General features: G+C 62.2%; 19 protein-coding genes and 1 tRNA gene. 15 read left to right on the forward strand and 5 right to left on the reverse strand.

Annotated features, from left to right (window positions below; genetic code table 11):
- The first annotated feature begins 43 nt into the window (after nt 1-43).
- The 9 genes from AC0L2V_RS13055 (at nt 44) to AC0L2V_RS13095 (ending at nt 9,764) form a co-directional block, all read left to right on the forward strand.
- Entirely contained in the window at nt 44-1,921 is a 1,878-nt protein-coding gene (locus tag AC0L2V_RS13055; protein ID WP_473510276.1) for an extracellular solute-binding protein, read from the forward strand.
- Nucleotides 1,921-3,807: an extracellular solute-binding protein gene (locus tag AC0L2V_RS13060; protein ID WP_473510277.1), complete on the forward strand. Its 1,887-nt coding sequence runs from the start codon at nt 1,921-1,923 to the stop codon at nt 3,805-3,807. Before AC0L2V_RS13055 ends, AC0L2V_RS13060 begins: the two co-directional genes overlap by 1 nt.
- Complete coding sequence (locus AC0L2V_RS13065; protein WP_473510279.1) at nt 3,794-4,060, forward strand: hypothetical protein; 267 nt, start codon at nt 3,794-3,796, stop codon at nt 4,058-4,060. Before AC0L2V_RS13060 ends, AC0L2V_RS13065 begins: the two co-directional genes overlap by 14 nt.
- Complete coding sequence (locus AC0L2V_RS13070) at nt 4,060-5,154, forward strand: microcin C ABC transporter permease YejB (protein ID WP_473510280.1); 1,095 nt, start codon at nt 4,060-4,062, stop codon at nt 5,152-5,154. The genes AC0L2V_RS13065 and AC0L2V_RS13070 overlap by 1 nt, the downstream gene beginning before the upstream one ends.
- On the forward strand, nt 5,154-6,293 hold the full coding sequence (locus tag AC0L2V_RS13075; protein WP_473510282.1) for an ABC transporter permease: 1,140 nt from the start codon (nt 5,154-5,156) through the stop codon (nt 6,291-6,293). Before AC0L2V_RS13070 ends, AC0L2V_RS13075 begins: the two co-directional genes overlap by 1 nt.
- 139 nt (nt 6,294-6,432) lie before the next feature.
- Nucleotides 6,433-6,666, forward strand: a complete 234-nt coding sequence (locus tag AC0L2V_RS13080; protein ID WP_236379202.1) for a hypothetical protein — start codon at nt 6,433-6,435, stop codon at nt 6,664-6,666.
- A complete protein-coding gene (locus AC0L2V_RS13085) occupies nt 6,666-7,166 on the forward strand; it encodes a type II toxin-antitoxin system VapC family toxin (protein WP_473520250.1) in 501 nt (166 codons plus the stop codon). Before AC0L2V_RS13080 ends, AC0L2V_RS13085 begins: the two co-directional genes overlap by 1 nt.
- Nucleotides 7,163-8,791, forward strand: a complete 1,629-nt coding sequence (locus AC0L2V_RS13090) for an ABC transporter ATP-binding protein (RefSeq protein ID WP_473510285.1) — start codon at nt 7,163-7,165, stop codon at nt 8,789-8,791. Before AC0L2V_RS13085 ends, AC0L2V_RS13090 begins: the two co-directional genes overlap by 4 nt.
- A 31-nt stretch (nt 8,792-8,822) precedes the next feature.
- Nucleotides 8,823-9,764 (forward strand): 2-hydroxyacid dehydrogenase, encoded by a 942-nt coding sequence (locus AC0L2V_RS13095; RefSeq protein WP_473510287.1) that lies wholly within the window; start codon nt 8,823-8,825, stop codon nt 9,762-9,764.
- Here AC0L2V_RS13095 and AC0L2V_RS13100 read toward each other — a convergent pair.
- Nucleotides 9,761-10,093 carry a hypothetical protein gene (locus AC0L2V_RS13100; protein ID WP_027151648.1) on the reverse strand — a complete coding sequence of 111 codons (333 nt, stop codon included), beginning with the start codon at nt 10,091-10,093 and terminating at the stop codon, nt 9,761-9,763. The genes AC0L2V_RS13095 and AC0L2V_RS13100 overlap by 4 nt on opposite strands.
- 216 nt (nt 10,094-10,309) lie before the next feature.
- Between AC0L2V_RS13100 and AC0L2V_RS13105 the strand changes: the two genes are divergently transcribed.
- Nucleotides 10,310-11,320: a ligase-associated DNA damage response exonuclease gene (locus AC0L2V_RS13105; RefSeq protein WP_473510289.1), complete on the forward strand. Its 1,011-nt coding sequence runs from the start codon at nt 10,310-10,312 to the stop codon at nt 11,318-11,320.
- A gap of 241 nt (nt 11,321-11,561) precedes the next feature.
- A complete protein-coding gene (locus AC0L2V_RS13110) occupies nt 11,562-13,163 on the forward strand; it encodes a cisplatin damage response ATP-dependent DNA ligase (RefSeq protein WP_473510369.1) in 1,602 nt (533 codons plus the stop codon).
- A gap of 106 nt (nt 13,164-13,269) precedes the next feature.
- Here the strand turns inward: AC0L2V_RS13110 and AC0L2V_RS13115 are convergent, their stop codons facing one another.
- Complete coding sequence (locus AC0L2V_RS13115) at nt 13,270-14,502, reverse strand: hypothetical protein (RefSeq protein ID WP_473510291.1); 1,233 nt, start codon at nt 14,500-14,502, stop codon at nt 13,270-13,272.
- A 338-nt stretch (nt 14,503-14,840) separates the two neighbouring features.
- Here AC0L2V_RS13115 and AC0L2V_RS13120 point away from each other — a divergent pair.
- Nucleotides 14,841-14,916: transfer RNA gene (locus AC0L2V_RS13120), tRNA-Thr, on the forward strand.
- Between the two features lie 124 nt (nt 14,917-15,040).
- Here AC0L2V_RS13120 and AC0L2V_RS13125 read toward each other — a convergent pair.
- Nucleotides 15,041-16,165 (reverse strand): PQQ-dependent sugar dehydrogenase, encoded by a 1,125-nt coding sequence (locus AC0L2V_RS13125; RefSeq protein WP_473510293.1) that lies wholly within the window; start codon nt 16,163-16,165, stop codon nt 15,041-15,043.
- A gap of 289 nt (nt 16,166-16,454) precedes the next feature.
- Here AC0L2V_RS13125 and AC0L2V_RS13130 point away from each other — a divergent pair, with 289 nt between their 5' ends.
- The 3 genes from AC0L2V_RS13130 (at nt 16,455) to AC0L2V_RS13140 (ending at nt 17,933) form a co-directional block, all read left to right on the forward strand.
- Nucleotides 16,455-16,880, forward strand: coding sequence for a globin family protein (locus AC0L2V_RS13130; protein ID WP_023802903.1), 426 nt, complete (start codon nt 16,455-16,457; stop codon nt 16,878-16,880).
- A gap of 65 nt (nt 16,881-16,945) precedes the next feature.
- Nucleotides 16,946-17,272, forward strand: coding sequence for a hypothetical protein (locus AC0L2V_RS13135; RefSeq protein WP_473520251.1), 327 nt, complete (start codon nt 16,946-16,948; stop codon nt 17,270-17,272).
- Between the two features lie 127 nt (nt 17,273-17,399).
- The gene (locus AC0L2V_RS13140) at nt 17,400-17,933 is read left to right on the forward strand and encodes a DUF2380 domain-containing protein (RefSeq protein ID WP_473510295.1); all 534 of its coding nucleotides are present in this window, start codon (nt 17,400-17,402) and stop codon (nt 17,931-17,933) included.
- Nucleotides 17,934-18,008: 75 nt separating this feature from the next.
- Here the strand turns inward: AC0L2V_RS13140 and AC0L2V_RS13145 are convergent, their stop codons facing one another.
- Together AC0L2V_RS13145 and AC0L2V_RS13150 are read right to left on the reverse strand one after the other, a co-directional pair.
- Nucleotides 18,009-18,839, reverse strand: coding sequence for a dipeptide ABC transporter ATP-binding protein (locus AC0L2V_RS13145; RefSeq protein WP_473510297.1), 831 nt, complete (start codon nt 18,837-18,839; stop codon nt 18,009-18,011).
- Nucleotides 18,836-19,711, reverse strand: coding sequence for an ABC transporter ATP-binding protein (locus tag AC0L2V_RS13150; RefSeq protein WP_473520262.1), 876 nt, complete (start codon nt 19,709-19,711; stop codon nt 18,836-18,838). The genes AC0L2V_RS13145 and AC0L2V_RS13150 overlap by 4 nt, the downstream gene beginning before the upstream one ends.
- Nucleotides 19,712-19,713 lie beyond the last annotated feature (2 nt).

The raw sequence follows: 19,713 nt of genomic DNA on the forward strand, positions 1-19,713 counted from the left end.
GAACTAGATTGTCCGCTAGCAGCTATCGCACAGAGGAGAAGGCATGACGGTTGGCCGAACGTTTCTCAGATCGATGCTGGTTGTGGCAGCTTTTGCCGGCGGCCCGCAGGCAGCCTTGGCGGACGAATGGCGCACCACCTCGTCGCTGATCGGCGACTCCAAATATGGCGACAACTTCCAGCACTATGATTACGTCAATCCGAACGCGCCGAAGGGCGGCACGCTGAATTCGGTGGTGCTCGGCACATTCGACAGCTTCAATCCCTATATCGTCCAGGGTTCCGCCGCGGCTGGCTTCGCCCCGTTCGGCGGCGGATTGCTCTACGACACGCTGATGGAGCAGGCGACCGACGAAGGCAGCGTCAGCCATCCGCTGATCGCCGACGCCTACAAACATCCGGACGACTATTCGTCGGCAACATACCGCCTCGACCCGCGGGCCAAGTGGCATGACGGCAAGCCGATCACCACCGACGATGTAATCTGGTCGTTTCAGGTGCTGAAGGCCAACAGCCCGATGTACAGCCGCTATTTCGAGAATGTCACCGATGCGGTCGCGGTTTCCGACCGCGAGGTAGAATTCCATTTCGACCAGAAGGGCAACCGGGAACTGCCCAAGATTCTCGGCGATCTCGTCGTGCTGCCGAAGCACTGGTGGGAAGGCACCGACGCCACCGGCAAGAAACGCGACGTCACCAGGCCGACGCAGGAGCCGCCGCTCGGCTCGGCCGCCTACAAGATCGCCAGCTTCAAGCCGGGCTCTGAAATCATCTGGCAGAGGGTTCCAGACTACTGGGCTGCCAAACTGCCGGTGAAGATCGGCCGCGAGAATTTCGACAGGCAGCGTTTCAGCTACTTTCTCGACGACAATGCCGCCTGGCAAGCCTTCACCAAGGGCGGACTGCATGACATCAGGCCAGAAAACAGTTCGAGGCGCTGGAACACCGCCTATAATTTCCCGGCGGTCCAGGCAGGCGACGTCATCAAGCAGGAATTCAAGACCGCCTCGCCCGAACCGATGCAGGCCTTCATGCTCAACACGAGGCGTCCGCTGTTTGGGGATCGTCTGGTGCGCGCCGCGCTGACTTACCCGCTCGACTTCGAGGCCATGAACCGTACCTTGTTCTTCGGTTCCAACACCCGTACCAGCAGTTACTTCCAAGGCACCGAACTGGCATCGAGCGGCCTGCCGCAAGGCAAGGAACTGGAAATCCTCAAGCCATATCGCGACAAGCTGCCGCCCGAAGTCTTCACCCAGGAATTCAAGCTGCCGGTCTACGATTCGCCGCAGGCGGAACGCAAGTATCTCAAGACTGCGGTCGATCTCTTCGCCAAGGCGGGCTGGGTGATCAAGGGCGGCAAGATGGTCAATGCCAAGACAGGCGAGCCGTTCAAGTTCGAAATCCTCGGCTGGAACGATACCGACCAGGTCCTTTCCAGTCCCTATATCGCCAATCTGCGCAAGATCGGCGTCGACGCCACGCTGCGGCTGATCGACCAGACCCAATACATCAACCGCGTCAACAATTTCGATTTCGACGTCACCATAGCGCAGTTGGGGCAGTCGGATTCGCCTGGCAACGAGCAGCGTGACTTCTGGAGTTCCAAGTCCGCAGATACGCCTGGATCGCGCAACTACGCCGGCATCAAGAATCCGGTCGTCGATGCGCTGGTCGACCGCGTCATCTTCGCGACCGACCGTGACGATCTGGTTGCTGCCACCCATGCGCTCGACCGGGTGCTGCTGTGGAATTACTATGTCGTGCCGCAACACCATCGGTCGGCGGTCTGGATAGCGTACTGGAACAAGTTCGGCATCCCGGAAAAGCAGCCGGCCTATAGCGGCGTCGACCAGAATTCCTGGTGGATCGATGCGGACAAGGAAAAGGCGCTGGCAGCAAAATACAAGAGTGGCAATTGATGGCGGCGCTCCCCCGCCGCGTCTCGCTGGCCCGCCGCGACTTTCTGGCCTTGGGCGTCGCGGCCACGACGGCAGCGCTGTTGCCCGGCCGCGCCTTCGCCGCTATCCCGACGGGGGTCAAGCTGCATGGTCTGTCGGCCTTCGGCGACCTCAAATATTCCCCAGGTTTCACGCATTTCGACTATGTCAATCCGGACGCGCCCAAGGGCGGCCAGATGAATTTCGCACCGCCGAACTCCACCTTCAATCAGAGCTTCCTGACGTTCAACACGCTGAATTCGCTGGTGTTGAGAGGGGAATCGCCGCCGCGCACCGAACTCTGTTTCGATTCGCTGATGGCTAGCGCACTCGATGAGCCGGATGCGGTCTATGGCCGGCTTGCCGAGTCGGTTACCTTGTCGCCGGACCGCAATGGCTTCCGCTTCAGCCTGCGACCGCAAGCACGCTTCCACGACGGCTCGCCAATGACCGCGGAGGACGTCGCCTTCGCATTGAAGCTTTACAAGGACAAGGGCCATCCGAACCTCTCCCAGGCGTTGCGGCATATGACGGAAGCGGTTGCGGCCGATCCGGTTACCGTGGACCTCACCTTCAACGGCAAACAATCCGCGCAGAATATCCTTGCGATCGTCGCCATGCCGATCGTGTCCAAAGCCTTTTATACGGTCAATGATTTCGATGCCTCGACGATGACACCGCCGCTCGGCTCCGGACCTTACAAAATAGGGCGCGTGGCGGCCGGACAGACCGTCGAATATGAGCGCGTCGCCGACTATTGGGGCAGGGATCTGGCCGTGAACCGCGGCGTCTATAATTTCGACCGCATCCGCATCGATTTTTACATCAATCGCCAGGCAGCGTTTGAAGCCCTGAAGAAGGGGGACACGCATTTTCGCGAAGAATTTACCTCGCGGGTATGGGCAACCGGTTACGACTTTCCGGCACTGAAGGACGGCCGGGTCGTCAAACGCGAATTTCCCGGCGAGAAAACGCCATCCATGCAGGCTGTCGCGCTGAACCAGCGTCGTCCGCAATTCCGCGATGTGCGCGTCAGACGCGCGATCGCCAATTGCTTCGATTTCGAATGGACCAAGCGGGTTCTGTTTTACGGCGCCTACGAGCGCTCGCAATCGAATTTCGAGCGGTCGGATTACAAGGCCGAGGGCCTGCCCTCGCCCAAGGAATTGGCCCTGCTGGAGCCGTTCCGAGCCGAGTTGCCGCCGGAAACCTTCGGCGAAGCGGTGATGCAGCCTGTCTCCGACGGTTCGGGCCACGACCGCAAGCTGCTGCGCGCGGCTTCGAGACTGCTTGCCGAAGCCGGCTGGAAGCGGGCGGGCAATTTCGTTGTCAATGAAAAGGGCGAGCCGCTGCGAGTGGAAATGCTGGCCGAGGACGACGGCATCGTTCGGCTTTTGTCGCCGTGGGCCGAGAACATGAAAACGATCGGCATCGACGCTTCGATCCGGCAGGTCGATTCGACGCAATATGAACAGCGGCAGAGCAATTTCGATTTCGATTTCACCCTGCTCGCCTGGTCGATCGGGGCGACGCCGACTGCCGACGGCCTGGAGATACTCTACGATTCGCGGATGGCGAAAACGCCGGGGATGCGCAATTATCCCGGCACGGAAAGCAAGGCCATCGATGCGCTGATCGAGGCAGCCGGCAAGGCGCAGAGCCGGATCGAACTGATCACGGCGCTCAAAGCGCTCGATCGGGTCTTGCGCGCGCGGCTAGACTGGATTCCAACATATTATCTCGCGAATCACCGAGTCGCCTATTGGGACATGTTCGGCTTTCCCGAGCAGAAGCCCGATTTCGGCTTTCCGGTCGAGGCGCTGTGGTGGTTCGACAAGGACAAGGCGGCAAAGATTGGCAAAGGGTGAATTTCCTGCAGGCGTCGGCGCCGCCCCTCACCTGCCTGCCGGCATCCTCTCCCCGTATAGTGACGGGGAGAGGGGCGCCTTCATCGATGATTTCGCCAATCACAAGCGAGGCAATAAAGGCGCCGAGATTGCGGCCAGCCCATTTCTCCCCGTCACTATACGGGGAGAAATGTCCGGCAGGACAATGAGGGGCGGCGCTGCCGTCGACGATTGGTCTGAAGCAGTGCTCTTCCTCGAGATGGACAATTTCTGATGGGCGCCTATATCCTGCGCCGCATCCTGCTAATGATCCCGACCCTGTTCGGCATCATGGCAGTGTCTTTCGCCGTCATCCAGTTCGCGCCGGGCGGGCCGGTCGAGCAGGTCATCGCCAGGCTGACCAACCAGGGCGGCAGCGATCGCCTTGGCGGCGGCGGCGGTGACGCCGGCGCCAGCAATTTCGACGTAGCCGGCGATGCCGGTTCGAGATATCGCGGCGCGCAAGGGCTCGACCCCGAATTCATCGCCAAGCTGGAAAAGCAGTTCGGTTTCGACAAGCCACCGCTAGAGCGCTTCGGCATGATGCTGTGGAACTACATCCGGTTCGATTTCGGCGACAGCTATTTCCGTGACATTTCAGTGATCGATCTGATCCTGGAGAAGATGCCGGTGTCGATCTCGATCGGGTTGTGGATCACGCTGCTGTCCTACCTGATCTCGATCCCGCTCGGCATCCGCAAGGCCGTCAAGGACGGCACGGCATTCGACGTATGGACCAGCGGCATCGTCATTGTCGGCTACGCCATTCCGGGCTTCCTGTTCGGCATCCTGCTGATGGTGCTGTTTGCCGGCGGATCGTTCTACGACTGGTTTCCGCTGCGCGGCATCACCTCCGACAATTGGGACCAGCTGTCTTGGCCGGCGCGGATCGTCGACTATCTCTGGCACATGACCTTGCCGCTGACGGCGCTGGTGCTGTCGGCCTTCGCCACAACGACGCTTTTGACCAAGAATTCTTTCCTCGAGGAAATCCGCAAGCAGTATGTGGTGACCGCCCGCGCCAAGGGCCTGTCGGAACGGCAAGTTCTCTACGGCCACGTCTTCCGCAACGCCATGCTGATCGTGGTCGCCGGCTTTCCCGGCGCCTTCATCTCGGCCTTCTTCACCGGCTCGCTGCTGATCGAGAACATCTTTTCGCTCGACGGCCTCGGCCTGCTCGGTTTCAGGTCGGTGGTCGAGCGCGACTATCCGGTGGTGTTCGCCAATCTCTACATCTTCTCGCTGCTTGGTCTGATCGTCGGGCTGCTGTCCGACCTGATCTATACCTGGGTCGACCCGCGCATCGACTTCGAGCGGAGAGACGTCTGATGGCCGGGGCCGCAGCCGAAACGGCGCCGGAGCGGATCGCACGGCCCTGGCTGTCGCCGCTCAACCAGCGGCGGCTGCAGAATTTCAGGGCCAACCGGCGCGGCTACTGGTCGTTGTGGATCTTCCTCGTGCTTTTCGTGCTGTCGCTGTTTTCCGAATGGATCGCCAACGACAAGCCGGTCCTCGTCTCCTACAAGGGCGAAATCCTGTTTCCGGTCGTGGTCGCTTATCCCGAAGAGAAGTTCGGCGGCTTTTATGCGGTCACCGACTATCGCGACCCGGTCATCCAGGACGAGATCAATGCTCATGGCTGGATGATCTGGCCGCCCGTCCGCTACTCCTACCGGACGGTCAACAATGCCATTCCCGAGGCCGCACCAACCAAGCCGTCCTGGCTCTATGACACCAAGACACGTTGCAACCAGTATCCGCAAGGTGCGGCCGACCCCAATTGCGTCGTCGGCAACTGGAACTGGCTGGGCACCGACGACCAGGCCCGCGACGTGCTGGCGCGCGTCATCTATGGATTCAGGGTCTCGGTGCTGTTCGGCCTGATCCTCACCGCCGGCTCGGCGGTGATCGGCGTGACGGCCGGCGCATTGCAGGGTTATTTCGGCGGCTGGACCGACCTTCTGTTCCAGCGCTTCATAGAAATCTGGTCGGCGATCCCGGTGCTTTATCTGCTCCTCATCGTCGCCGCCATCCTGCCGCCCGGCTTCTTCATCCTGCTCGGGCTGATGCTGCTGTTCTCCTGGGTGGCGCTGGTCGGCGTGGTGCGGGCCGAGTTCCTGCGCGCCCGCAACTTCGAATATGTCAACGCCGCGCGCGCGCTGGGCGTACCCAACGGTACTATCATGTTCCGGCATCTGTTGCCCAACGCCATGGTGGCGACGCTGACCTTCCTGCCCTTCCTGCTCAGCGGCTCGATCTCGACGCTGACCTCGCTCGACTACCTTGGCTTCGGCCTGCCGCCCGGCTCGGCCTCGCTGGGCGAGCTCCTCAAGCAGGCGCAGCGTAACCTCAACGCGCCATGGCTGGGCATCTCCGGCTTTGTCGTCATCTCGCTGATGCTGTCGCTGCTGGTCTTCGTCGGCGAAGCGACCCGCGACGCCTTCGATCCGCGCAAGACGTTCAGATGAGGGCGATGCAGGCTGGCATTTGACATGTTATGTTTCGGAAATGGCAATCCCGACAAAAAGCGGACGTACCTCAAGGAACCGGCGGCTTTGACGGTGAGTTGGCGTCCGTTCAGTCCGTCAATCCGCAGAGGAAAGGGTCATGAATAGGGTCATCCTTGAACACTACCCGGCATCGAAGCTCCCGGATGAACTACGAAAGGGCATAGCTCCGAGCGCCTCGGTCAAAGTGACAGTGGAGGAAGAGGCCAACAGGCCGCTTGGCCGCGAACAATTGCTTGAACTCATGCGGAATGCCCAGGCCAACGCGCCGGGAACAAGCCTCGACGAGGCTGTCGCGCGTGTTCGTGCCCTCCGCGATGAGTGGGAGGATTGATGGCTTCAGTCCGGCTTTATGTCGATACCAACATTTTCATCTATGCCTTTGAAAACAATGATGCCCTTGCAAAAAAACTGCTTCAGCTCATTTCACTGAACGAGGGCAGAAAGCAGCCGTTCCTGGCGACAAGTGAGCTCGTGCTCGCAGAGTTGATGGTCGATCCCCTGAGAAAGAACAATGAGCGACTGATCGAACTCTACGACAGTATTTCAATCGGCAATGCCTTCATCTCAATTGGGACGATAACTCGCGAGGTCCTCTGGCACGCAGCACAGTTGCGTTCGGAATTCCTTTCCTTGAGATTACCGGACGCGATCCATCTTTCCACAGCGATGCACTTCGGTTGCACACAATTTCTGACCGCGGATACGAGATTGAAAGAGACCTATTCCATCGCACCAAATCGTCTCGTTCCCCCTCGAATGGCAGCCAAAATTTCGATCATACGACCGGAAATTTCCGCCTTGGACAGGGTTGTAGCGGAAGTTGAGCGATGACCGCCCCTCTCCTTTCCGTGCAAGACCTCAGCGTTGGCTTCGCGCAGGAAGGCCGCCGGTCGATGGCCGTCGACCACATCTCCTTCGACATCGCCAAGGGCGAGACGGTGGCGCTGGTCGGCGAATCCGGCTCCGGCAAGTCGGTCTCGGCGCTGTCGGTGCTGAAGCTGCTGCCCTATCCGGCCGCCAGCCATCCGTCGGGAAAAATCCTGTTCCAGGGCGCCGATCTGCTCGCTGCCGACGAGAAGGCATTGCGCCGGGTGCGCGGCAACAAGATCACCATGATCTTCCAGGAGCCGATGACCTCGCTCAACCCGCTGCACACGATCGAGCAGCAGATCGTCGAGGTGCTGACGCTGCACCAGGGCCTGGGTGACCGCCAAGCCAAGGCGCGCACTCTGGAGCTGCTCAACGAGGTCGGCATCCGCGAGCCGGAGAAGCGGCTCGACGCTTATCCGCACCAGCTTTCCGGCGGTCAGCGCCAGCGCGTCATGATCGCCATGGCGCTGGCCAACGAGCCGGAACTGCTGATCGCCGACGAGCCGACGACCGCACTCGACGTCACTGTGCAGGCGCAGATCCTCGAGCTGCTCGCGGAGTTGAAGAGCCGCAAAGGCATGTCGATGCTGTTCATCACCCACGACCTCGGCATCGTCAGAAAGATCGCCGACCGGGTCTGCGTGATGACCAAGGGCAAGATCGTCGAAACCGGGCCGACGAAAGAAATCTTCGCCAACCCGCAGCACAGCTATACGCGGCATTTGCTTGCCGCCGAACCCAAGGGCAAGCCGCCCGCCGCCAACGCTGCTGCCAGGCCAGTGATGACCGGCCAGGACATAAAAGTCTGGTTTCCGATCAAGAAAGGCTTTTTCCGGCGCACCGTCGACAATGTGAAGGCGGTCGACGGCATCGACGTCACCGTGCGCGCCGGCCAGACGCTCGGCGTCGTCGGCGAATCCGGCTCGGGCAAGACGACGCTCGGCCTGGCGCTGGCCAGGATGATCTCGTCGACCGGGACCATTCAGTTCGATGGGCGCGATATCAACGAGCTGTCATTCAACGCCATGCGGCCGCTGCGGCGCGAGTTGCAGATCGTCTTCCAGGATCCGTTCGGGTCGTTGAGTCCGCGCATGTCGGTCTCCGAGATCATCGAGGAAGGGCTGAAGATCCACGAGCCGAAACTGTCGCCCGATGAGCGCGACAATCGCATTGTCGATGTGCTCGGTGAAGTCGGGCTCGATCCCGCCACGCGCAATCGCTATCCGCACGAGTTTTCCGGCGGCCAGCGCCAACGCATCGCCATCGCCCGCGCCATGGTGCTCAACCCGCGCTTCGTCATGCTGGACGAGCCGACCTCGGCGCTCGATATGAGCGTGCAGGCGCAGGTGGTCGACCTTCTGCGCAGTCTGCAGGCGAAGCACGACCTCGCCTATCTGTTCATCAGCCACGACCTGAAGGTCATCCGTGCGCTTGCCAACGACGTCATCGTCATGCGCAATGGCAGGATCGTCGAGGCCGGCCCGTCCGAACAGATTTTCGAACGGCCGCAGACCGACTATACCAAGGCGCTGATCTCGGCCGCATTCAGGATCGAAACGGCGCCGGTCGGCATCGTCAGCGAGTAGGCTGTACCGCATAAAGGAAAAAGAACCCGCCATGGAAAAAGGCCGTGTCCTGCTTGCCCTCACCGGTATCCATCCGGGCCGTTGGCGCGAGCTCTTGGCGGCCGAACGCGAGGTGGTGCTCGAGCCGGAAGGCGCCAGCGATGCTTCGATCACCTATGCGGTGGTTTGGAAGCAGCGGCCGAACCTTCTGTCGTCCCTGCCCAATCTGCGCGCTGTCTTTTCGATCGGCGCCGGCGTCGACCACATCTTCGCCGATCCCACTTTGCCCGACGTGCCGATCGTCAAGGTCGTGGCCGACAATTTGACCCAGTACATGACCGAATATGTCGTCTGGCGGGTGCTCGATCACCATCGGCAGGGCCTGCTTTACCGGTCGCAGCAGCAAAGGAAGATCTGGCACGAGTCGCCGCAGCGGCCGGCCGGCGACATCTCCATCGGCATCATGGGGCTCGGCACGCTTGGCCGCGCGGCGGCGTCGGTGCTTTTGTCACTCGGCTTTGCGGTCAATGGCTGGTCGCGCAGCGACAGGCCGGTGAAAGGCGTTTCGACCTATGCCGGCGAGGCCGGATTGATCCCCTTCCTCAACGCCACCGATATCCTGGTGGTGCTGTTGCCGCTTACGCCGCAGACGCAAGGCATCATCAATTACGGCGTGCTGAAGGAGTTGAGAAAACGCAACGGCCTCGGCGGCTCAGTGCTGATCAACGCCGGGCGCGGCAAGTTGCAGAAGGACGCCGACATTCTGCGTGCGCTGGAGGACGGCACGCTCAAGGAGGCGAGCCTCGACGTGTTCGAGGTCGAGCCGCTGCCGAAGACCAGCCGGCTGTGGAACCACCCGAAGGTGTTCGTGACGCCGCATGCGGCGGCGACCTCCGATCCCCTGCATCTGGTGCCGATCATGCTGCGCCAGATGGCCGCCTTCGAGCGCGGCGAGAAGCTCGAGAACGTCGTCGATCGCAACGCCGGGTATTAACCCGGCTTGCCGCATTCGCGGCGGGCGATCGACCGGTTCATGGCGTCGATCCGGCCGCTTGCCTGTTCGACGTCGCGCTGGGCCTTGGAACGGGCGTCCGGCGTGAACGGGCCGAGGCCCACCCCGGGATCGGAGAAGGACGGCTTGGCATCCAGTGGAAGGCGATATTGCTGCGCCAGCCGGTTTCGTTGCGCTAGCAATTGATCGCAAGGCACGCTGTCATATTGCAGCGAGGACTGGACATTCGCGTCCTGTCGCTCGGCAATCGAGGTGCCGACGCAACCGGCTATTGCCAGGCAAGATGCCAAGACCACCAAGTTCCAGCGCATGCAACGTCCTCCGTGTCAGTGTCCTGCCCTTTCGGGCACGCGAATCGGACTTTTTCGCAGCCGCCGCCACGTGTGGCGCAGGTGAACGAAAAGGGTCGCCGGACAAGGCCTGATGCGATTTCGTGATGGAGATCCCGCCGGCAGTTGCCTGTATGCCGAGTCAGCAGTCACTTGCAACAGGCTTCCCGCGCCGGAATTAGCAACTATCTTGGAGCCATGCGCGCCAGCGACCTGCTTCATCCCCGGCCCGAGGGCCTCTATTGCCCGCCCGGCGATTTCTTCATCGATCCGGTGCGGCCGGTCAACCGGGCGCTGATCACACACGGCCATTCCGACCATGCCCGTTCCGGCCACCGCTCGGTGCTGGCTACACAACAGACGCTGGACATCATGCGGCTGCGCTACGGCGAGGGTTTTGCCGGGACGACGCAAGCGGCAGCACTTGGCGAGGCGATTGCGCTGAACGGCGTCACCGTAACCTTCCATCCGGCCGGCCATGTGCTGGGCTCGGCGCAGATCGAGGTCGTGCATCAGGGCTCATGCATCGTCGCTTCGGGCGACTACAAGCGCCAGAGGGACGCGACTTGCGAGCCGTTCGAACCGGTCAAGTGCGACGTGTTCATCACCGAGGCGACTTTCGGCCTGCCGGTGTTCCGTCATCCGCCCGATACCGAAGAGATCGCCCGGCTGCTGAAATCGACGGCGCAGTTTCCCGAACGCGCGCATCTGGTCGGCGCCTATGCGCTTGGCAAGGCGCAGCGCGTCATGCGCTTGCTGCGCGACGCCGGCTACGACAGGCCGATCTATATCCACGGCGCGCTGGCCAAGCTCAGCGACTACTATCAGAGCCAGGGCATCGAGCTCGGGACGTTGGAGCCGGCGACCGTCGAAAGCAGTGGCAAGGAGGATTTCACCGGCGCCATCGTCGTCGGCCCGCCATCGGCGTTCGCCGACCGCTGGGCGCGGCGCTTTCCCGATCCGATCTCGTGCTTTGCCTCCGGCTGGATGCGCATCCGCCAGCGCGCCAAGCAGGGCGGCGTCGAGCTGCCGCTGATCGTTTCCGACCATGCCGACTGGGACGAACTGACCGCCACGATAAGGGAAACCGGCGCGGAGGAAATCTGGGTGACGCATGGCCGCGAGGAGGCCCTGGTGCGCTGGTGCGAACTCGAGGGGATCGCTGCCAGGCCGCTGCATCTCGTCGGCTATGAGGATGAGGGCGATTGATGGCAATTATTGATCCATCAAATGCCGGCGCCGCGATCCTTCACACCCCCCTCTGGCCTGCCGGCCATCTCCCCCGCAAGGGGGGAGATCGGATGTCGCCACTGGTTTCGCCAATCTCCAACGTTGGAGGAATGAGCGCGGGGCCGAAGCTGCCAATCTCCCCCCTTGCGGGGGAGATGGCCGGCAGGCCAGAGGGGGGTGGCGTGGAGTGCAAACTCATCTTATTGGCGCGGCCCGCATTATGAACCGCTTCGCCGAACTCCTCGACCGCCTCGTGCTGACGCCGTCGCGCAACGGCAAGCTGACGCTGCTGAGCGATTATTTCCGCAGCGTCGAGGATCCGGATCGCGGCCTGGCGCTGGCTGCCATCACCGGCGACCTGACCATCGCGGCGGTCAAGCCGGCGATGCTGCGCGCGCTGGTCATGGAGCGCATGGACCCGGTGCTGTTCGGCTATTCCTACGACTATGTCGGCGACCTGGCGGAGACGGTGTCGCTGGTCTGGCCGCAATCGTCGGCGGATATCGCCAACCATGAGCCGACGCTCGCCGAGGTCGTCGCGAAATTGCAGGCGGCGAGCCGTTCCGACGGGCCGACGGTGCTGGCCCGGCTGCTCGACAGCGGCAGCGTCTCGGCGCGCTTCGCCATCATCAAGCTGGTCACCGGCGGCCTGCGCATCGGCGTTTCGGCGCGATTGGCCAAGCAGGCGCTGGCCGACCTCGGCAAGGTCGACGTCGCCGAGATTGAAGAACTCTGGCATGGGTTGGCGCCGCCCTATGCCGAGCTGTTCGCCTGGCTGGAGGGCAAGGCAGAAAAACCCAAAAAGACAGCGCTGGCGCTGTTCCGGCCGGTGATGCTGTCCAACCCGATCGGTGACGGCGACCTCGAAAAGCTCGATCCCGCCGACTATGCCGCCGAGTGGAAATGGGACGGCATCCGCGTCCAGGCGGTATCGGAAGGCGGTGTTCGCCGGCTCTACTCGCGCACCGGCGACGATGTCTCCCGGGCTTTTCCTGACCTCGCAGAAGCGATGGATTTCTCCGCCACCCTCGACGGCGAGCTTCTGGTCGGCGATCCCCGGCAGGCGACCGGCACGTTCTCGGACCTGCAGCAGCGGCTGAACCGCAAGAGCGTGACACCGAAGATCCAGCAGCAATACCCGGCCTTCATGCGCTGCTACGACGTGCTTCAGATCGGCGACGAGGACTTGCGCATGCACCCTTTCCGCGACCGGCGCGGCCACCTCGAAGCCTTCGTGCAGACGCTCGATCCGAGCCGCTTCGATCTTTCGCCGCTGGTCGAATTCACCGACTGGGAGGCGCTGGAGGAATTGCGCCGCAAGCCGCTGCATCCGGTCATCGAAGGCGTGATGCTGAAGCGCTGGGATTCGCCCTATCTCACCGGCCGGCCGAAAGGCCCATGGTTCAAATGGAAGCGCGATCCGCACACAATTGACGCCGTGCTGATGTATGCCCAGCGCGGCCACGGCAAGCGTTCGAGTTTCTATTCCGATTACACGTTCGGCGTCTGGTCCGGCCCGGAAGGATCGGAGGAACTGGTGCCGGTGGGGAAAGCCTATTTCGGCTTCACCGACGAGGAACTGAGGCAGATCGACAAATATGTCCGCGACAACACGATCGAGCGCTTCGGCCCGGTCCGCTCGGTGCGGGCCGACCGCAGACAAGGCCTGGTGATGGAGGTGGCGTTCGAAGGGCTCAACCGCTCGACACGGCACAAATCCGGTGTCGCCATGCGCTTTCCGCGCATTTCGCGGCTGCGCTGGGACAAGCCAGCGGCCGAAGCCGACCGCATCGAGACGCTGCAGGCGCTGCTCGATAGTTAGAGCGACGTGCGTCCAATTGGACGCACAAAGTACGCTCTAACAGTTATAATCAACGCATCGTGCTTTCCGAAAATCGATTCCGATTTTCGGGCCGATGCGTTGAGCTCTACGGAACAATCGCGACGCGGATCTCGTAGATGTCGACCGACTTGCCCTGCTTGTCGAAGTCGGAATTGATGGCGATGGTGCCGGCAGCGCCCGGACGTTTGTCGGGAAACCGCACATCGAAGAGGTATTCGTTGCGCTCGTGGCCGACCGCGTAGCGCTTGCGGCCGCAGTCGCCGAGTTCGCCGAAATTGCAGTCGACGGAGATCTGCGTCTCCTGGCCCTCCTCGGAGCGGGCGATGATGTCGAACGTGGCGTGCTTGCCGGCGAGTTTGTCCAAGACGCCTTGCTCGACGTCGAAGCTGATCGCCGAACCGGAGGCGCCCGACCGGATGCGCAGGAAAGAACCGCTGTCGTCCTGCATGACTTCGGCCTTGGCATCCGAAGGCGCGCTGACAAGTGTCGGGTCGCTCGGTGAAAACACATTGATCCAGTCGCGCGCCTCATCCGCCGCGCCGGCGTTCAGCGGCGGGGCGGTGTCGCCTGGCGGCGTGAAATCATCGTCTTCCACCGTCGGTGGCGTTTGCGGCGGGGCGGTGTCGAGTTCGGCCGCCGACTTGAAGACGCCGGTCTGGGCAGCGAAATAGAGGCCGATGCCGGCGGCTGCAAGCAGCGTCACGCCGAGGAAGATCGCGGTGAGAGGCAGGCGGGGACCTCTCACCCGCCTGTCGTCGCGGTCGGGCATCACCTCTGCGTCGCCGTCCCCGGCCGATTGGGGGGACGACAAGTCGATCTCCGGCGCATCGGGAAAAGCCGCTTCGGGCATGATGTCGGGAACGACCGGCAAGACGCGCGAGCGCGGCGCATCGGAAGCTGGGGGTGCGTCGGAAGCAGGAGGCGCGACCGATGCAGGAGGCTCAGCCGGACCGTCGACAACGACCTCAGGCGGCGGCGCTGGTTCAGCGTCGGCGCCGGCATGCGGTTCGGCATCGGCCTCGGGTTCGGCATCGGCTTCGCTGCCAGCCGGCTGCTCCGCAGCCGGTGCTGCAGCGTCGTCATCGGTCGGACGGCCGACAGCGGGAACCGCCGGCAGGAATTCGGATTCGATTTCGGTTATCTTGGCCTGCACCGCCTTGCGGCGCTTGATGGCGACTTCCACCGTCACGTTCGGGTTGGCCTGCAGGGCACGATCAAGCGCGGCGAAGGCCGATCGGTACACCCGCTCGCGAAACGCGCGGTCTTCGGCATTGCCTTTCTCGAAGGCATTCCGGATCGCTTTTTCGATCGCGTCCAACGGGGACCCCCTGCACGTATGGTCACATTGTCATGATCGTTAGCCGCAGGCGACCGATCAATCAACGGGCCAGCGGCCGCATTCTGCCTTGGCGATGCATCGAAAGCCGATTTCGGCGATTTTCGGTAAAAGAATCAACATTTTTCGCCGGTTTCCCGATGCATCGCCAACACGACAAGCACAACCTGGCGTTGAGGCTTCGCGCAACCGCATGGCCGGTCGGAGGGGCGGTCGCTTATAGGCCCGGGATGAGCCGACACGAATTGCCAAGTCCCATCTTGAATTTGTGGCGGGTTGCGTCTATCACCCAGCGCATCTTGGAGGCCTTGGCTTCCCGGGCCGCTTTAGCTCAGTTGGTAGAGCACATCATTCGTAATGATGGGGTCAGGTGTTCGAGTCACCTAAGCGGCACCACTAATCTCCTGATATCATTTCTCTTCTGTCGTATCGAAACGCAACGTTTCGAATGATTTAAAAGTGTGGCAAAAAGTGCGGCAGCGATGATGTTCGGCCCTTTCCCAAGCGCCACCGCGCGGCATCACTGCGACGCTGCCGGCGTCAGTCGCAATATCTTTCCGGCTGGTTCGTCGGTCAACGCCATGACCGCGCCGTCGGGAGCCTGCACCACGTCCCGGATACGCCTGCCGAGAGCGACGACTTCCTCGCCAGCGACCTGCTTTCCATCGATCCTGACACGAACGATGCCTTCCGCCGACAGTCCGCCAATCAACAGGTCGCCGCGCCAATCGGCAAACATGTCGCCGGTGTAGAAAATCATGCCGGAAGGCGAGATGACGGGTGTCCAGCTATGGATGGAGTCGGCAAACTCCGGCCGCGTCGACGGTTCGGGGATGCGTTCGCCCGAATAGTGCCGGCCCCAACTGACCACGGGCCAGCCGTGATTCCTGCCCGCTTGCGGAATGTTCAGCTCATCGCCGCCGAGCGGTCCCATTTCCGCCGTCCAGAGCACGCCGGTTTCGGGATGGAGCGCAGCACTTTGCACATTGCGATGGCCGTAGGACCAGATCTCGTCGGCGCCGTTCTTGCCGACGAAGGGATTGTCGTCAGGCACGGAACCATCGGGGTTGATGCGGACGATCGTGCCGAGATGATTGTTCGGGTCCTGCGCCTCTCGCATCTTGCCGCGCTCACCGAGCGTGACGAAGAGCTTGCCATCCGGCGCGAATACCAGGCGGGAGCCGTAGTGCAGCCGGCTGGACACGGCTGGTTCCTGCCGGAAGATCACTTCGAAGTTCGAAAGCGCGCTGCCGTTCTCGTCCAGGCGTCCACGGCCGACCGAGGTAGCCGCGCCGCCGCCGCGTTCCTCCGAATAGGAGAGATAGACCGTCCGGTTGTCGGCAAAGTCCGGATCGAGCGCCACATCCAGCAGACCGCCTTGTCCGCTGGCAAGGACGTCCGGCACACCGTCGATCGGGTCGGAAACGGCCCCGTCGCTCGAGACGAGCCGCAGGCGCCCCGGACGCTCGGTGACCAGCAACGCGCCGTCGGGCAGGTAGGTCGCGCCCCAGGGATGCTCGAGCCCTTCGGCAAAGGTCTCGACCGCAACGCGGCCTGTTTCGCTCTCGCTGCTGTCCTGCGCGAGCGTGGTCGAGGGCGCACCGAAGGCGAGAAGAAAAGACGAAGCAATGAATATCCGCAGCATGATTTCTCCATCCGAACGGAGGCATAGGGACCGGCTCCCCGATATAATGACCGACTGCCGATGCAGTTCCAAGCTCGCGCCGCGCCCCAGGTTTTCAGCTATGGCCAGGTCGAGGTCGGCGAGAGTTCGGCCTGGCACTCTCGGCGTGCCTCTAGATAAAGAAGACAAATGAGCGCGAACTGAAAACCAATTGAGACACAACTGAAACACATCCAGGCGCAGGCGACATGCATGCGAAACGCTTTGGGGCGATGGTCGCCGCAAGAGCAGGAACGCAGGAGCGTCGCCGATGACACCCGACCAGACCAGACTTGTCCAGGACAGTTTTCGCGAGATCGTGCCGATCCGCGTGGCCGCCGCCGCGCTGTTCTACGAGCGCCTGTTCGCGATCGACGCGGATCTTCGCGCGCTGTTTCCGGTGACAGACATGACCAAGCAAGGCGCCAAGCTGATAGCGAGCCTCGGCTTCGTCGTGCATGGACTGGACCGAGCCGACACCATCCTGCCGACGGTGCGCGTGCTCGCCAGGCGTCACGTGACTTACGGTGTCGAGGAGCGTCATTACCCGATCGTCGGGCAAGCGCTCATCGAGACGCTGGCGGCCGGCCTCGGCACGGCTTTTACGCCGGCTGTCCGCGAGGCTTGGGAGGCGGCCTACGGGTTGCTCGCCAGCGTAATGATCGCGGCTGCCCGTGAGGATCAGCTCGCCGCGTAATTTTTGGGGATGCAGCCGCAGGCGACCACCCACCCAAACGACAATTCCAAATGGAGAGAAACACGATGTTCAGATACACAGCACTTGCGGCGCTTTGCGTCGTGGCAGGTTCCGCTTCTGCCGGCGAACTCACGGTCCGTCAGGGTGGGACCGTCGATCTCGGCAATTTTCATGGCGTCGTCTACTACACGGAGGCGGATGACGGCTACCGGGTGGTCACCACGATGGCGGCGGGCGAAGAAAACCTGCCAGTACGCTTCGTCGCGACCCTCAGCGAGGGCCAGGCGTTCGTGATCTCGGTCCCGGGCGCGTTGGCAGGGGCCGGCCAGGCACTCGAAATCTCGCGCGCCAAAGGCAAGCTGGTTGTCGCGGAGGTGGAGTCCACCCAGTAACGGGTTGAAAGTTGACGTCGCGACGCAACCGGGTAGTCTGCGCCCGCTTCCGCGTCTTCCAACAGCGCGAAGAGACAAATCGGCACCGTCATTGGGATGGGTATCGTCCTAACCTCGGAGAAACGAGATGCTCAAGGTGCAAAGTGCGGAAGTTCGATTTCGACTTTTTGAGTGTGGACATTTTTTCCTGATCCTGATGGGCGCTGGTCTACTTGCGCCGGCCGCTTTTGCCGATGTCGTCGAGCCAGCGACCCTCGCCGTCGCGGATTTCGAGTTCAGGGATACATCAGGCGAAGTCAGGGACCAGACCGCCGAACACGAAGCGCGACTGAAGGCATTTGGCGTTGCGTTGCAGGATGGCCTTTCTGAGAAGATCAAGCTCGTCGCGTTACCCTGTCAGGCAGAACAGTGCACCATCAAGGACCCCGGCCTTGTCGATCTCTCGAAACAGGCAAAAACAGCCAGCGCGAAATATCTCCTGATCGGTCAGGTGCACAAGATGAGCACGCTGGTCGGCTGGGTGAAGTTTGCGGTCTTGGATTTGAACGGCAACAAACCTGTCTGCGATCGATACCTGACTTACCGGGGAGATACCGACGAAGCATGGCGGCGAGCAGCAGAGTTCACCGCGCGTGACGTCGAGAAGCACTGCATTCCGTAGGTATAGCGGTCGCTGGAGCCTTTGATCAGCCGGTGCCCTGAACCTTAGCATGGGCTGGGTACCGCAATTGCGGCGTCAGGCGGCCTTCTTCTTCGCCAGCCTCGCTTTAATGCTGGCGACGTCGGCGCGCGGCGTCGCCGCGAACAGCGTCTTGGTGTAGCTGTGCTTGGGGTCGGCAAAGACCTCGTCGCGCGAGCCGTATTCGACGGCCTCGCCGTAATACATGACCATCACCTCGTCGGCGATGTAGCGCACCACCGACAGGTCGTGGCTGATGAAGACATAGGTCAGCTCGAACTCGTCCTGCAGGTCGGCGAGCAGGTTGAGCACCTGCGCCTGCACCGACAGATCGAGCGCCGAGACCGGTTCGTCGAGCACCAAAAGGCTCGGATTGAGCATCAGCGCGCGGGCAATGGCGATGCGCTGGCGCTGGCCGCCCGAGAACATGTGCGGGTAACGGTTGTAATGCTCCGGTCCGAGGCCGACCTTCTTCAGCATCTTCATGGCGAGATCGCGCCGTTCGTCGGCTGGCGTGTCGGTGTTGATGAGCAGCGGCTCGCCCAACACGTCGCCGATCTTCTGGCGCGGATTGAGCGAACCGTAAGGGTTCTGGAAGACGATCTGCACCTTGCGGCGCATCTCCTTCGTCAGCCCATTCCTGGCGATGTCGACCTTGTTGCCGTCGATGAAGAGCTCGCCCGCCGTCGCCGGATCGATCAGGGTTATGATACGGGCGAGCGTTGACTTGCCGCAGCCGCTTTCGCCGACGATCGCCAGCGTCTTGCCCTTGTCGACGCTGAACGAAACGCCCTTGACCGCATGCACCGTGCGCGAGGGGCGAAACAGGCCGCCGCCGACATGATAGTCGCGCACGATGTTCTTGCCTTCGAGAACCGTCGCGCTCATGACGCGGCTCCCGTTGCCGGCTGGGTTGCCGCAGCAGAGGGGGCCGGTTCGAACAGCATGTCGGAAATGGTCGGCAGCCGGTCGCCGACAGCATTCTCCGGCAGCGCCGACAGCAGCGCCCGCGTGTAGTTGCTCTTCGGCTGCTCGAACAGCGACAGCACGTCGGCCTCTTCCATCTTGCGGCCCTTGTACTGGACGATGACGCGGTCGGCGGTCTCGGCGACGACGCCCATATTGTGGGTGATCATGATCAGCCCCATGCCGTATTTGGCCTGCAGGCCGACCAGAAGATCGAGGATCTGCTTCTGGATGGTGACGTCGAGCGCGGTGGTCGGCTCGTCGGCGATCAGCAGCTTGGGATTGCAGGCAATGGCGATGGCGATCATGACGCGCTGGCACTGGCCGCCCGACATCTGATGCGGGAACGAGTTCAGCCGCTCTTCCGGATCGGCGATGCCGACCAGCTTCATCAACTCGATGGCGCGGGCCCGACGCTGGGCGCGGTCCATGCCCAAATGGAAGCGCAGCACCTCCTCGATCTGGAAACCAGCGGTGAAGCACGGGTTGAGGCTGGCGATCGGCTCCTGGAAGATCATCGAGATGTCCTTGCCGACGATCTTGCGGCGCTCGGACGGGCTGAGCTCAAGCAGGTCGATGCCGTCGAAGGCCATGCGATCGGCCTTTACCGTCGACGTGTTCGGCAACAGCCCCATCACCGCGAGCATCGCCACCGATTTGCCGGAGCCGGATTCGCCGACGATCGCCAGCACCTCGCGCGGCTCGATCGACAGGTCGATGCCTTGCACGGCCATGAACGGTCCGGCCGCGGTATCAAACGACACGGTGAGGTTCTTGATCTCGAGAAGAGGCATGG

The sequence above is a fragment of the Mesorhizobium sp. WSM4814 genome, from assembly GCF_055811595.1.